At 69.1% G+C, this 13,194-nt stretch carries 10 protein-coding genes; 7 read left to right on the plus strand and 3 right to left on the minus strand.

The window, feature by feature from the left end; all coding sequences use genetic code 11:
• Both EYA84_RS14660 and EYA84_RS14665 read left to right on the plus strand, forming a co-directional pair.
• Positions 1-2,379, plus strand: a 2,379-nt coding sequence (locus tag EYA84_RS14660; protein ID WP_131053605.1) for a transglycosylase domain-containing protein, incomplete at its 5' end; no start/stop codon positions are given.
• 155 nt (positions 2,380-2,534) lie between these two features.
• Entirely contained in the window at positions 2,535-4,046 is a 1,512-nt protein-coding gene (locus tag EYA84_RS14665) for a glycosyltransferase family 87 protein (protein ID WP_131053606.1), read from the plus strand.
• Positions 4,047-4,061: 15 nt separating this feature from the next.
• Here the strand turns inward: EYA84_RS14665 and EYA84_RS14670 are convergent, their stop codons facing one another.
• Positions 4,062-6,398 carry a hypothetical protein gene (locus tag EYA84_RS14670; protein ID WP_131053607.1) on the minus strand — a complete coding sequence of 779 codons (2,337 nt, stop codon included), beginning with the start codon at positions 6,396-6,398 and terminating at the stop codon, positions 4,062-4,064.
• Complete coding sequence (locus EYA84_RS14675) at positions 6,395-7,186, minus strand: deoxyribonuclease IV (protein ID WP_131053608.1); 792 nt, start codon at positions 7,184-7,186, stop codon at positions 6,395-6,397. Before EYA84_RS14675 ends, EYA84_RS14670 begins: the two co-directional genes overlap by 4 nt.
• 588 nt (positions 7,187-7,774) lie before the next feature.
• On the opposite strand from EYA84_RS14675, the gene rpsF reads away from it, so the two are divergent.
• The 4 genes from rpsF to rplI all read left to right on the plus strand — a co-directional run bounded on the left by rpsF (position 7,775) and on the right by rplI (position 9,430).
• Positions 7,775-8,065, plus strand: coding sequence for a 30S ribosomal protein S6 (rpsF, locus tag EYA84_RS14680; RefSeq protein ID WP_117228245.1), 291 nt, complete (start codon positions 7,775-7,777; stop codon positions 8,063-8,065).
• Between the two features lie 98 nt (positions 8,066-8,163).
• Positions 8,164-8,688, plus strand: coding sequence for a single-stranded DNA-binding protein (locus EYA84_RS14685; RefSeq protein ID WP_131053609.1), 525 nt, complete (start codon positions 8,164-8,166; stop codon positions 8,686-8,688).
• 41 nt (positions 8,689-8,729) lie between these two features.
• Positions 8,730-8,969, plus strand: a complete 240-nt coding sequence (gene rpsR / locus EYA84_RS14690) for a 30S ribosomal protein S18 (protein ID WP_007073789.1) — start codon at positions 8,730-8,732, stop codon at positions 8,967-8,969.
• A 14-nt stretch (positions 8,970-8,983) separates the two neighbouring features.
• Positions 8,984-9,430 carry a 50S ribosomal protein L9 gene (gene rplI / locus EYA84_RS14695; RefSeq protein ID WP_131053610.1) on the plus strand — a complete coding sequence of 149 codons (447 nt, stop codon included), beginning with the start codon at positions 8,984-8,986 and terminating at the stop codon, positions 9,428-9,430.
• 100 nt (positions 9,431-9,530) lie between these two features.
• Here rplI and EYA84_RS14700 read toward each other — a convergent pair whose 3' ends face one another.
• Positions 9,531-11,192: a hypothetical protein gene (locus EYA84_RS14700; protein ID WP_131053611.1), complete on the minus strand. Its 1,662-nt coding sequence runs from the start codon at positions 11,190-11,192 to the stop codon at positions 9,531-9,533.
• A gap of 404 nt (positions 11,193-11,596) precedes the next feature.
• Here EYA84_RS14700 and dnaB point away from each other — a divergent pair, with 404 nt between their 5' ends.
• Positions 11,597-12,988, plus strand: a complete 1,392-nt coding sequence (gene dnaB / locus EYA84_RS14705) for a replicative DNA helicase (protein WP_131053612.1) — start codon at positions 11,597-11,599, stop codon at positions 12,986-12,988.
• The last annotated feature ends 206 nt before the right edge of the window (positions 12,989-13,194 follow it).

Here is a 13,194-nt window from a genome sequence, read left to right on the forward strand (position 1 = left end):
GGCCCGGGCGGTCCGGCGGGTCCCGGTCGCGGTGGCCGCGACCCGGACGCGGTGTCCCGCGCCCGCAAGCGCAAGCGGATGAACATGCTGATCGCCAGCTTCGCGGTGTTCATCATGCTGGCCGGCATCGGCGTCGTCGGGTTCACCTACTACTCGACGAACGTGGTGCTGCCCAAGGAGATCCCGCTGCCGCTCTCCACCACGGTCTACGCCAAGGACAACAAGACCGTCGTGGCCAAGCTGGGCAACGAGAACCGGATCTTCGTCACCATCGACAAGATCCCCGAACATGTACAGCACGCCGTCGCCGCCGCCGAGGACCGCAACTTCTACCGGCACTCCGGCGTCGACTACAAGGGCATCGCCCGGGCCGCCTGGAACAACCTCTCCGGCGGTGACCGACAGGGCGCCTCGACCATCACCCAGCAGTACGCCCGTAACGCCTACGAGAACCTTCAGGACGACAGCTACGGCCGGAAGGTGAAGGAGGCGATCCTCGCCTCCAAGCTGAACGACAACTTCGGCAAAGAGCAGATCATGGAGAACTACCTCAACGTGATCTACTTTGGTCGAGGTGCGTACGGCATCGAGGCGGCGGCACAGACGTACTTCAAGACCACCACCGAGAAGCTCACCCCGGCACAGGCGGCGGTGCTCGCCGCGCTGATCAAACAGCCGGTCGCCAGCGCCACCCACCAGGGATTCGACCCGGAGGTCAACGAGGTCGACGCCAAGTCCCGGTGGGAGTACGTCATCAACGGCATGGTCGAGGAGGGCTGGCTGGGCGTGCCCGGCAAGCTCGAGCGGCCGACCGAGTACCCGAAGGTCCAGAAGATCAAGAAGGACAACGGGTTCGGTGTCGCCACCCCGGTCGGCAACGTGATCAACTATGTGCGCAAGGAGATGGAGGAGTGGGGCATCTGCTCCAACTCCGGCGCGACGGAGTTGCCGAACTGCGTGACCGAGCTGCGTGAGGGCGGCTACCGGATCACCACCACCATCGACCCGAAGATGCAGAAGGCCCTGGAAGAGGCGGCCCGGCCGGACCGCAAGGGCTCGGTGCTCTACGGGCAGCCGAAGAACCTGATGGCGGCGGCGGTCTCCATCGACCCGAAGACCGGGCGGGTGCTGGCCTACTACGGCGGCAACAGCGGCGCGGACTTCGACTACGCCGGGATGAACACCAACAGCAACGGCGACATCGTCGGTGGTCACCCGCCGGGCTCGTCGTTCAAGGTCTATACGCTGGCGGCGGCGATCGACGAGGGGATCTCGGTCAAGTCGCGCTGGGACGCGACCCCGTTCAAGCCCGAGGGCTACGCCAACGAGATCATCAACGCCGGGCGGGACGTCCGGGAGAACTGCAACAAGTCCTGCACGCTGCAGGAGTCGACCGTGCTCTCGTACAACGTGCCGTTCTTCCACATCGCCGAGCAGGTCGGTGAGGACAAGGTCATCGACATCGCCCGCCGGGCCGGCATCCGGACCATCTGGTCGGTCGACCCGCCGAAGCCGTACGACCTGACCAAGAACAAGCCCGAGGACCTCGGCAAGAAGACGTTCGACCGGGTCATCGGCTTCGGGCAGTACCCGATCACCGTCTTCGACCACGCCAACGGGCTGGCCACGCTCGCCAACAGCGGCAAGTACAACAAGGCCCACTTCGTCCGGGTGGTGGAGAAGCAGAACAAGGCGACCGGCAAGTGGGACAAGATCGCCGGTGAGAAGCTGACGAAGGGCGGCGGCACGCAGGTGATCAGGTCGGAGGTCGCCGACGAGGTGACCGCCGTGCTGAAGGAGATCCCCAGCCGCAGCAACGCCGGCCTGAGCAACGGCCGGCAGGCGGCCGGCAAGACCGGCACCTGGGAGCACAACAACACCGACAAGAACGCGCACGCCTGGATGGTCGGCTACGACAAGAACGTCGCCACCGCCGTCTGGGTCGGCAGCAAGGACCCGAAGAAGCCGGCCATCGTCGACAAGAACGGCGCCAACGTCGGCGGTAGTGGCTTCCCGGCGGCGGTGTGGAAGCGCTACATGGATGACGCGCTGAAGAGCTCCGACCCCGTCGACCTGCCGAACGTGACCGGAGTCGGCGACGACAAACTGGGCAACGGTGAGGAACCGCCGCCGCCTCCGCCGCCCGCGCCGCCGGCCGGGCAGAACAACTGTGACCCCACCGACCTGCCCTGTCTGCTGGAGCGCGGCATCACTGGCGGTCCGGGCAACAACGGCCCCGGCAACGGCGGTCCAGGCGGCGGTAACGGTGGCCCGGGCGGTGGCAACAACGGTCCCGGCGGTGGCGACCCGAACAACGGCGGCCAAGGACCGGGTGGTGGTGGAGGCGGTCTGCTGCCACCCAGAAGCACCCGGAACTGACATCCGGTCCACGTGGTGGGCGGCCCGAACCTGGTTCGGGCCGCCCACGCGGCGTTCATGGCCCCTGGCGGATCGGCATCCATCGACGAATGATCCGCGAGCGTTGCCGTGGTTCGACTTCTGCGCGGTCAACTGATACGGCAGGATGCACGGTCATGAGCACCCAGTCGACGCCCGGCATCGATGAATCCGGTGTACCCGACCACCCGTCCCGCTCCGACGGCTTCGTGCGGGGCCTCTCCGGGCTGATCGGCGGTCCGCTCGGTGACCACGCCACCGCGCGCGACCGCCAGAGCGGCTCGGAACGCCGGTTCTGGACGGCCGTCCGCATCGTCCTGGCGTTGACCTGCCTGACCCTGGCCCTGCACTGGGTGCAGAAATCGCCCTGCCAGGACGGCGCATGGGTGGACAACAAGCAGTACACCCGCTTCTGCTACACCGACGTACTGGCGCTCTACTACGCGGAGCGACTCCACGAGGGTGCCGTGCCCTACCGGGACCACCCGGTCGAGTATCCGGTGTTGACGGGGTACTTCATGGGGGCGCTCGGGCTGCCCGTGCACGCCGTGGGTGACGGCAACCCGCAGATCAACCAGGGACAGTGGTTCTACAACCTGAACGTGCTCGTACTCGGGGCGCTGGCGGTGGCCACCGTGGCGGTGCTGCTGTCGCTACGCCGACGACGACCATGGGACGCCGCACTCTTCGCCCTGGCCCCCGCACTGCTGATCACCGCCACCGTCAACTGGGACCTGCTCGCCATCGGACTGGGCGCGTTCGGGCTGCTGGCCTGGGCACGCAGCCGACCAGTCCTGGCCGGGATCCTGCTCGGGCTGGCCGGGGCGGCGAAGATGTGGCCACTGTTCATACTCGGCCCGATCCTGGTGCTCGCCTTCCGTACGGCCCGGCTCCGAGCCGCGTTCACAGCGATCGGTGCGGCAGTGGTCACGGTCCTGGCGGTGAACCTGCCGGTGGCCCTCCCGGAAGCCACCCGGGACGGCTGGAAGCGCTTCTTCGAACTCAACACCGAGCGCCCGATCGACTGGGGCACGCTGTGGTACATCGGTCGCTACCTGGACGGCAAGGTGGGCGATCCGGCGAGCATGGGTCCGTTCCAGTGGCTCGACGCCAACATCCCCACCCTCAACAACCTGTCGTACGTACTCTTCGGACTGGCCTGCCTCGGCATCGGGGCCCTCGGGCTGCTGGCACCGCGCCGGCCCCGGCTCGGCCAACTCGCCTTCCTCGTGGTCGCCGTCTTCCTGATCTTCAGCAAGGTCTGGTCGCAGCAGTTCGTCCTCTGGCTGCTGCCGCTGGTGGTGCTGGCCCGACCCAAGTGGGGCGCGTTCCTCGCCTGGCAGGCCGCCGAGATCTGCTACTTCGTCGCGTTCTACGGCCAACTGCTGGGTGCCTCCACCGGCCGGCCCGTCTTCCCCGAGGGCGTCTTCGTGCTGGCCGCCAGCCTGCGACTGACCACGGTGGTGGTCCTGTGCGTGCTGGTGATCCGGGAGATCCTGCACCCCGAACGGGACGCGGTCCGCAGCACCTACCAGGACGACCCCGACGGGGGCGTGCTCGACGGCGCCCCCGACGCCCCCTGGCTGGACCGATGGAGACGTCGCCGCGCCACCACCGACCCCGCCCCGGTCCCCGTCACCACCGGCTGACCGCCACCGGCCCACTCAGAGCCGGAAGACGACGACCGAGCCGATCTCCTCACGGGTGATGCCGAGCCCGTCGACCGGTGCGTCGATGCTGATCTCCCAGGGCGTGCCGACGACCAGGTCCCGCAGGATCAGGACGTTCTGCACGCCCAGGGTGCGCAGGTAGTCGACGCTGGTCTGGTCCGGGAAGGCCATCGTCACCCGGCGGACATCGTCCAGTTGCCGCGGCACGAAGCCGCTACCGCCGTTGACGACCTGCTGGAACCGCGAGGTCGACCAGAGCATCACCGGCTGGTCGTGGCCCTGGCTACTGGGCAGCACCAGCATCGGACCGTCGACCTCGCGCATGGCGGCCGGCTGCGGGGGCACCACCGGCTGCGGGGTGGTGTTCGTGCCCTCGGCGACGACCAGCACCAGCGGGACCAGGGTGGCCAGGCGCAGCCAGGGGCTGGGCCAGGACGGGATCCGCGCGGCGGAGATCTCCCGTACCCGCTCGGCGAACGCGCTGACCGCGCCCGCCGCGAGCAGCCCCAACAACAGGGTGGTCCAGAGCATCAGCCGTCCCGGCGTACGGATGCCGTTCCAGCCGGGCAGGTGGTCGAAGAGCGGTACGTAGGTGAAGGTGCCGCCGAAGAACTCGGTGCCCATCGCCAACACCATCGTGACCAGCACGCCGAGAAGGAGCAGCAGACGCTGGCGGGCCGTCCAGATCGAGAAGAACACTCCGCCGGCAGCCAACGCGTACAGCACGAAGCCGGGCAGCAACGTCATCTCCGGGTGCCAGGGCAGGATCGCCCGAGCGCCCTCGTGCAGCTCGCCCCAGACGCGGGACTCACCGGGAGCGGTGACGAAGCCGGTCGCCGGAGGGGAGAAGACGGCGATGTCGGCGATGGAACGTTCCGCGTGCGGGTGGAGCTGGGTCACCGTGAAGTACGGGATGGCCAGCAGGATGCCGACTCCGGCGAAGATCAGGCCACCGATCAGGTCGGCGGTCAGGAGCCGTTGACCGAAGGGCCGCTTCACCCGCCAGAAGATGCGCTTGGCGTACCAGATGACGGCGGCCACCACGACCGTGCCGGCGAGGACGTACGCGAACGGCAGACCGATGCCGAAACCGAGGCTCAACTGCCAGGCGGCGACCAGCCAACCGGCGTACACCCAACCGGGGTTGCGACGTTCGGGCCGGTAGCCGTGCCGTAGCGACCAGCCGTGCCCCCGCGCGAGCATGGCCAGCGCCAGCGGGATACCGCCGTTGGAGATCACGTGCAGGTGGCCGGCCTGCGCCAGCAACCAGGGCGCGTAGGTGTAGCTGACCCCGGCCACCGCAGACCCGATCCGGCTCGCTCCGAGCTGCCGCGCCAGCACGTACGCGCCGAACGTGGCGAGCGCGTGGGCGAGCACGAACATGATGTTGTACCGCAGGAGCGCGTGCTCGGGGCCGGTCCCGATCATGCCTGCCGGGGCGTACCCGAGCAGGGTGTCGGAGAACGCGAAGCTCCACCGCTCGGGGAAGAACGTGTTGGCGTGCCAGAGTTGGGCCGGGTCGGTCTTCAGGATGTGCCCCGACCAGGCCATCTGCCATGCCTGCAGGCTCGGGTCCCAGTAGTCCTGCGGCAGGGTGTGCCGTGGGTAGCGCAGCGTCGGCCAGGTCATCAGGACGGCCAGCACCAGCGACCCGAGGGCGGCCAGGGTCCACTCGTGGATGGCGAACCGGCCGAGCCGGCGACCGAGCCGCCCGTACCAGGTGGGTACCGGCACGGGAGCCGGTCCGAAGGCGGCCCACGGGTCCGGCTTGCCGTCGCCCGGGGCGCCCTCGCCGGCTTTCTCCTTGCCCGATTCGCCGGCGTCCTTGCTGGGTGCGTCCTTGCTCGTATCGTCCTTGCTCGTCGGGTCCTTGCTCGTGGCGTCCTTGCCGGTGCCACCAGCCGTCTCGCCGGTGGAACCCTGGTCATCGCCGGTGCCCGCGCCGAGCGCGGCGGCCTCGCTGGACGTGCTCGTGCCGGGCGTGGTCTTGCTGGCGGGGGCGCTCTGGTCGCCGGGCCCGGCCGTCCCGCCTTCGCCGACGGTGGCCTTGCCGGTCGTGCCCGGGTCCGCGTCGAGGGCGGCGTCGTCGCCGCTTGCGGCCGTGCGCGCACCGGAGGCGGCGGTCCCGGCGGTCGCACTCTTGCCGGTGCTGTCGCTCTTGCCGTCCGTGGTGCCTCGGCCGTCGGCGTCAGTGCCGGTATCGGCCGCTGCGTCCGTGGCCGCCGAGGGCGGAGGTGTCTCTGCCGACCCGCCGGAGGCGGGCGGCTCGGCCGTGGTGCCGTCCTGGGAGGCCGACTGTGAGCCGCCGGTGGCGGACTGGTCCGTGGTCATGCCGCCGACGTCTCCGAGCCGAGTTGTCCACGCAGGAAGGCGATGTCACCGCTCTGCCCGTCAGCACCGCCCGGGGTCTCCACGATGACCGGAGCATCGGCCGCCCGGACCACGGCCACCAGGAGGTCCGGCTCGATGGTGCCGCCACGCAGGTTGTCGTGCCGGTCCCGGCCCGAGTCGAACGCGTCCTTGGAGTTGTTGGCGTGCACCAGGTCGACCCGCCCCGTGATCGCCTTGACGCGGTCGACCAGGCCGAGGAGTTCCTCGCCGCCCGCGTGCGCGTGGCAGGTGTCGAGGCAGAAGCCCACGTCGTACGCGCCGATGACGTCCCAGAGCCGGGCGAGCGCGTCGAGTCGACGGGCGCAGGCGTTCTCGCCGCCGGCCGTGTTCTCGATCAGCACCGGCAGTCCGAAACCGCCGGAGTCGGCCGCGTACGCCAGGGCCTTGCGCCAGTTCTCGATGCCGCTCGCCGGATCGTCACCCGCGTTGACGTGACCACCGTGCACCACCAGCCCCTTGGCGCCGATCGCCGTGGCCGCCTGGGCGTGCGCGAGCAGGAGTTTCCGGCTCGGGATACGGATCCGGTTGTTGCCGGTGGCGACGTTGACGACGTACGGCGCGTGCACGTAGACGTCGACCTCGGCGGCGCGCAACTGTTCCGCGTCCGCACGGGGTTGTGGGGCCTTCCAACCCTGCGGGTCGGAGAGGAAGAACTGCACGGTGTCGGCCGTTCGGGCGGTCGCCTCCGCCAGCGGGTCGGTCGGATCGACGTGGGCTCCGATACGCATGCAGGGGAGCCTACGTCCCGCGACCGACGGTCGGGGTGACGCCCACCGGCCCGATGGCGTCACCGCGCCCGTCGGAACTCGTTGATACCGATGGATCCGGCGCTTCGGACGTCCCCGATCCCGGTGTCGACGGACCGGTGGCCTGTCGATGCCCGACCGGGCCGGTCGGGCGCATCGGCATCAGCGGGACGTCGACGGATGTCGACGGAGAAAAATGTCGGCAATTCTGGGATTTGCCCCATGAAGAGCCGACTTCCGGGATATCGTCAGATAACAACGTGATAAAGCTCCGCGGGGCGTCTTCGGTCCAACCTCATCGGTGTGGTCGTTCCTCCCCAGGTCCCACCCAAGGAATGCGGACGGGACGCCCCGCGGTCCCGTGACCGGGGGTCCGGGTCGACAGCGACGTCGACGCGGACCCCCGGTTCGCTGTGCCGGTCACCTCGGTGATGGTGATCGTCCGGGCCGGGTATCCTGGTCCGGTTGTCCGCTCCCGGTCGGGTTCCCCCGGTGCGGGACGGGCAGCGACGCACGACCTCCTGCCACGGAAGGACCGTGGCCGCTTAGCCCACAGGAGGTGAGCACGTCTTGCGTCATTACGAGATCATGGTGATCCTCGACCCCAGCCTCGAGGAGCGCACCGTCGCCCCGTCGCTCGACACGTACCTGAACGTGATCAGGACCGCGGGTGGCTCGGTGGAGAAGACCGACGTGTGGGGCCGCCGGCGCCTCGCGTACGAGATCAACAAGAAGGCCGAGGGCATCTACGCCGTCGTCGACCTTCAGGCATCGCCTGAGGCGGTGGCCGAGCTGGACCGCCAGCTGCGACTCAACGAGTCCGTGCTGCGCACCAAGGTCATCCGCCCGGAAATGCGCTAATCCATCCACCTAGCCCCACCCGGAACAGCCTCACCCGCGCTGTCAGAGGGTTCTGAGAACCTGTACGGCGGAACGGTTGAGTGTGCGAGGAGTTGGTCATGGCAGGAGACACCACCATCACGGTCATCGGGAACCTGACCGATGACCCCGAGTTGCGGTTCACCCCCTCGGGGGCAGCCGTCGCCAAGTTCCGGGTCGCCTCGACGCCCCGGTACATGGACCGGCAGTCCAACGAGTGGAAGGACGGCGAGCCCCTGTTCCTCGCGTGCACCGTCTGGCGTCAGGCCGCGGAGCACGTGGCGGAGTCGTTGCAGCGCGGTGCCCGCGTGATCGTGTCGGGCCGGCTGCGTCAGCGGTCCTACGAGACCCGCGAGGGCGAGAAGCGCACCGTCATCGAGCTGGAGGTCGACGAGATCGGCCCGTCTCTGCGCTACGCCACGGCGAAGGTGCAGAAGATGTCCCGCTCCGGCGGTAGCGGCGGCGGCTTCGGCGGCGGCGGCAACAGCGGCGGTGGTGGTGGCCAGGGCGGCGGCGGAGGCAACTTCGACGACCCCTGGGCTTCGGCCGCACCAGCCCCCTCCCGTTCGGGTGGCGGCAACTTCGACGAGGAGCCTCCGTTCTAATGGCGCCGAGCGCCCGTGATCGTAAACCAGGAGCAAGAGCAATGGCGAAGGCTGCGGCACTGCGCAAGCCGAAGAAGAAGGTGAACCCGCTAGACAAGGACGGGATCACCTATATCGATTACAAGGACACCGCCCTGCTGCGCAAGTTCATCTCCGACCGCGGCAAGATCCGCGCTCGGCGGGTGACCGGCGTGACCTCGCAGCAGCAGCGGCAGATCGCCCGTGCGGTCAAGAACGCCCGTGAGATGGCGCTCCTGCCGTACACCGCTACGGCCCGCTGAGAGGAGGCGCCGCCATGAAGATCATCCTGACTCAGGAGGTGTCCGGACTCGGCACCCCCGGCGACATCGTCGAGGTCAAGAACGGCTACGGCCGTAACTACCTGCTCCCGCAGGGCTTCGCGATCGCCTGGACCAAGGGCGCGGAGAAGCAGGTCACGCTGATCAAGCGGGCCCGCTCGGCACGGGAGATCCGCGATCTGGGCCACGCCAACGAGGTGAAGGGCCAGCTCGAGGGTCTCAAGGTCAACCTGAAGGCCCGCGCCGGTGACGGTGGTCGGCTCTTCGGCTCGGTCACCTCCGCCGAGATCGTCGACGCCGTCAAGGCGGCCGGCGGCCCGGTGCTCGACCGACGTCGGCTGGAGCTTCCCGGCCACATCAAGGCGATCGGGTCGCACGCGGTGCGGGTCAAGCTGCACCCCGAGGTGACCGCCACGTTCAACCTCAACGTTGTGCAGGGCTGAGCGCCCCGCTGACGTACGCGACAGGGCCCGCACCGATCAATGGTGCGGGCCCTGTCGCGTACGCGATCGACGAAGGCCGACTCACGGTGCCCGAACCTCGTCAGCCGATGGGCTGGCCCGTCACCGCACTGATCATCACCGTGGAGAGACCACCACCCACGACGGCAGCGGCCAACGCCACCGTGGTCGACCGCCACGTCGTACCCACCCGACGCAGCAACATCGCGACCGCCAGGCTGCTCATCAACGCCAACCCGAAACGGGGCAACCCGGCCACCATTGCGCCGAACGCCCGCGCCCGTGGCGAATCACAGCCGCCACCACTGATATCGGTCACACAACCGGCCGGTGGCGCCCCGTCGAGCGTCAGCAACCAGACGAAGATCACTACCGCCGGCAGCAGGTAACAGGCCGCGGTGTACAGCAGCGGCAGCCACGGACCACCCGGATCCGGATCGAGCAGGTCGTCCTCGAGTCGCCGGTTCCAGCCCCCGGAACCGACCGCCTCGATCCGCCGCCGTACGGCCGCCATGCCGACCGGCCGAGGCGGAGCCGGCGCGGGCGACGAACGCCGACGGGGCGCGGGTCGTGGCCGAGGCGCGGTGTACCCGACCACCGGCGACCGAGGCGCCGACTCGGGCGCATCCACCCACCGCGGATCGTCGCCTGCCAGACGCGTACCCGGCCAGAAGGGCTCCCGCGCCTGCGCCTGCTCCGGCTCCTGCTCCGCACGCTCCATCCAGGACCACTGCCCCGCACCCGAGGTCGCCGGAACCGCACCCGAACGCGGCGGTTCCGTCCGGTCCCACCGGTCCGGCTCGGAGTAACCGGCCTGCCGCTCCGGTGGCCGCTTCCGCTCCGGTGGCCGATCCCGCTCCCGCGGCTCCGGCTCCGGCTCCGCGAACCGATCCCACTGACCGGTGCTGTCCGGCTCGAGCCACGGATCCGCACCCGCCGCCTGAAGCCACTGGCTCGTACTGTCCGCGTCCCAGGGATCGGTCGACGCGGAGTCCTTCCGGCGACCGTCAACCGCCGACTGGTCCCACGCGTGCAGGCCGGAGGCGTCCCACGGATCCACCGCCGGCTGCTGGTACTCCGGCTCCGCCGCCCGCTCCGTGCCCCGTTGCCACGGATCCACCGCCGGCGTCGAGGGCTCCGCCGCACGACGTCGACGCCGGGTGGGAGGCTCGACAGCCGGCTCGGACGCGCCGGTCTCGGCCTCCTCCTCCGCAAGCCCCGACCAGGTCACCTGGCGACGTTGCGACGGGGCCCGACGCGGCCGGCTCTGCGGCGTCACGCCCGAGACCGGGTCGTCGTCCTCGGCGCGACGACTACCGACGTACCCCTCTTCCTGTGGACGGTCGAACGTCCACTCCCGGGTGTGATCGGACGCCGGCAGGGCAGCCCGTGCCGTGGGCTCGCGCCAACTCGACTCACCGGCCCGGCGACTCCCGCCGCGCTCGGCCGAACGCCGACCACCCGCGTACCGTGGCCGCTCGACCTCGTCATCCTCATCAGGAGCAGCGTGCCGCCCGCCGCCGTCGACACTGCGCACGCCGGACTCCAGCGCCCAGCGCGGCAGGTACGGCTCGGCCGGCTCCTCCTGGCCGCGCTCGGCGGCCCGGCGGCGACTCGGGGTGCGGTACCGCTCGACCGCGGAGTCGTATCGCTCGTCCGGGTCCCGATCCACGGGCTCGGCCCACGAAGCGGTCGGCCGCTCACGCGGGCCGTCCTCCCCGCGTACCCAGTCCCGGTAACTCACGGCCGGAGCGTGACCCTTCTCAACCGAAAGCGCAATCCGCTGTCCAGGTGTAGCCGTAGGGCACCGATCCTACGGGACGTTCAGGACAAAGCCCTACCCAGAAATTCCTGTCCACAGGCTGTGGACATTACCTGTCCAGCTCAATGGCGTGCGCCCCACTGTTCCCCAGGAGTTATCCACATGCTGTGCACACGCTGCGCACATGCTCGCCCACCGCCATCCACAGGTTGTCCCGAGGCTCATCCACCGGGCTGGTTGGTGGCTGACCTCGGGTTCCGTATCGTTAGCCCCCGGCCCGCCGCCAGATGCCCCCGATCGACGGCCGGTCGACCGTCGCACCCGGGCGGTGAGCCCGGGCACGATCCGACGCAGTGGAGGGGGACCCGGTGTCGGTCACGGATGACATGCGAACAGAGTCGTTTCCCGGCGGAGGGCAGCCGTCCGGTCCGCCACCGCGCGACGGCCAGTTCGACAAGACGCCACCCCAGGACGTCGCGGCCGAGCAGTGCGTCCTGGGCGGGATGCTGCTGTCCAAGGACGCCATCGCCGACGTCGTCGAAATCCTCAAGACCAACGACTTCTACCGGCCGGTGCACGCCACCATCTTCGACATCATCCTGGAGATCTACGGTCGCGGTGAGCCGGCCGACGCGATCACCGTCGCCGCGGCGCTGGCCGACTCCGGCGACCTGGCCCGGATCGGCGGCGCCCCGTACCTGCACACGCTGATCGCGAGCGTGCCGACCGCCGCGAACGCCGCGTACTACGCGCGCATCGTGAGTGAACGGGCGGTACTCCGACGGCTGGTCGAGGCCGGCACCAGGATCGTCCAACTCGGATACGGCACCGGAGGCGGCGGCACTCGCGACGTTGACGACGTCGTCGACCTGGCTCAGCAGGCCGTCTACGACGTCACCGAACGTCGCGTCAGCGAGGACTTCGCCATCCTGGCGGACATGCTTCAACCGACCCTCGACGAGATCGAGGCCGTCGGCGCGCAGGGCGGCGTGATGACCGGCGTACCCACCGGCTTCACCGACCTGGACCGCCTGCTCAACGGCTTGCACGCCGGCCAATTGATCATCGTGGCAGGTCGACCTGGTTTGGGAAAATCTACGGCAAGTATGGATTTTGCCAGAAATGCGGCAATTCGAGCGAACCATGCGGCGGCCATCTTCTCGCTGGAAATGAGCAAGGTCGAGATCGTCATGCGGCTGCTCTCGGCCGAAGCGCGTGTGCCGTTGCACGTACTGCGCAGCGGGCAACTCTCCGACGACGACTGGACGAAGCTCGCCCGGTGCATGGGTGAGATCAGTGAGGCGCCACTCTTCGTGGACGACACGCCGAGCATGAACCTGATGGAGATCCGGGCCAAGGCTCGTCGACTCAAGCAGCGACACGACCTCAAGCTGATCGTGGTCGACTATCTCCAGCTGATGACCTCACCGAAGCGCACCGAGAGTCGGCAGCAGGAGGTCGCGGACCTGTCCCGAGGCCTGAAGCTGCTGGCCAAGGAGGTCGAGTGCCCGGTCATTGCGGTCAGCCAGCTGAACCGTGGCCCCGAGCAGCGCACCGACAAGCGTCCACAATTGTCCGATTTGCGTGAATCTGGATCAATTGAGCAGGATGCCGATGTTGTCATACTTCTGCATCGCGACGACTACTACGACAAGGAATCGCCTCGGGCCGGAGAGGCAGATTTCATTGTTGCCAAGCATCGAAATGGTCCGACCGACACGGTGACCGTGGCTGCCCAGCTGCACCTGTCGCGATTCGTCGACATGGCCATCGTCTGAGCCGTCCGAGACGGGCCCGGTCTGGCGGGCGACCGGGCCGGCCGAGGTGGCGGCCCGGTCGCGGTGTTGCTCAGCCGAACATGTCGTCCAGGAAGCTCTTGCGCTTCTTGCGCCGGTAGTGGCCGTGGTAGCCGTAGTGCTGCTGGGAGTGGCCGTACGCGGGTGCCGGGGCCGGGTAGCCGTGCGGCGGGGGCGGGGGCGGCGGG

The organism is Verrucosispora sp. SN26_14.1, assembly GCF_004307965.1.
Taxonomy (GTDB): Bacteria; Actinomycetota; Actinomycetes; order Mycobacteriales; family Micromonosporaceae; genus Micromonospora.

Coding starts and splice junctions, on each gene's coding strand:
- EYA84_RS14665 (WP_131053606.1), top strand. CDS start 2,535: ATGAGCACCCAGTCGACGCCCGGCATCGATGAATCCGGTGTACCCGAC.
- EYA84_RS14670 (WP_131053607.1), bottom strand. CDS start 6,398: ATGACCACGGACCAGTCCGCCACCGGCGGCTCACAGTCGGCCTCCCAG.
- EYA84_RS14675 (WP_131053608.1), bottom strand. CDS start 7,186: ATGCGTATCGGAGCCCACGTCGATCCGACCGACCCGCTGGCGGAGGCG.
- EYA84_RS14685 (WP_131053609.1), top strand. CDS start 8,164: ATGGCAGGAGACACCACCATCACGGTCATCGGGAACCTGACCGATGAC.
- rpsR (WP_007073789.1), top strand. CDS start 8,730: ATGGCGAAGGCTGCGGCACTGCGCAAGCCGAAGAAGAAGGTGAACCCG.
- rplI (WP_131053610.1), top strand. CDS start 8,984: ATGAAGATCATCCTGACTCAGGAGGTGTCCGGACTCGGCACCCCCGGC.
- dnaB (WP_131053612.1), top strand. CDS start 11,597: ATGCGAACAGAGTCGTTTCCCGGCGGAGGGCAGCCGTCCGGTCCGCCA.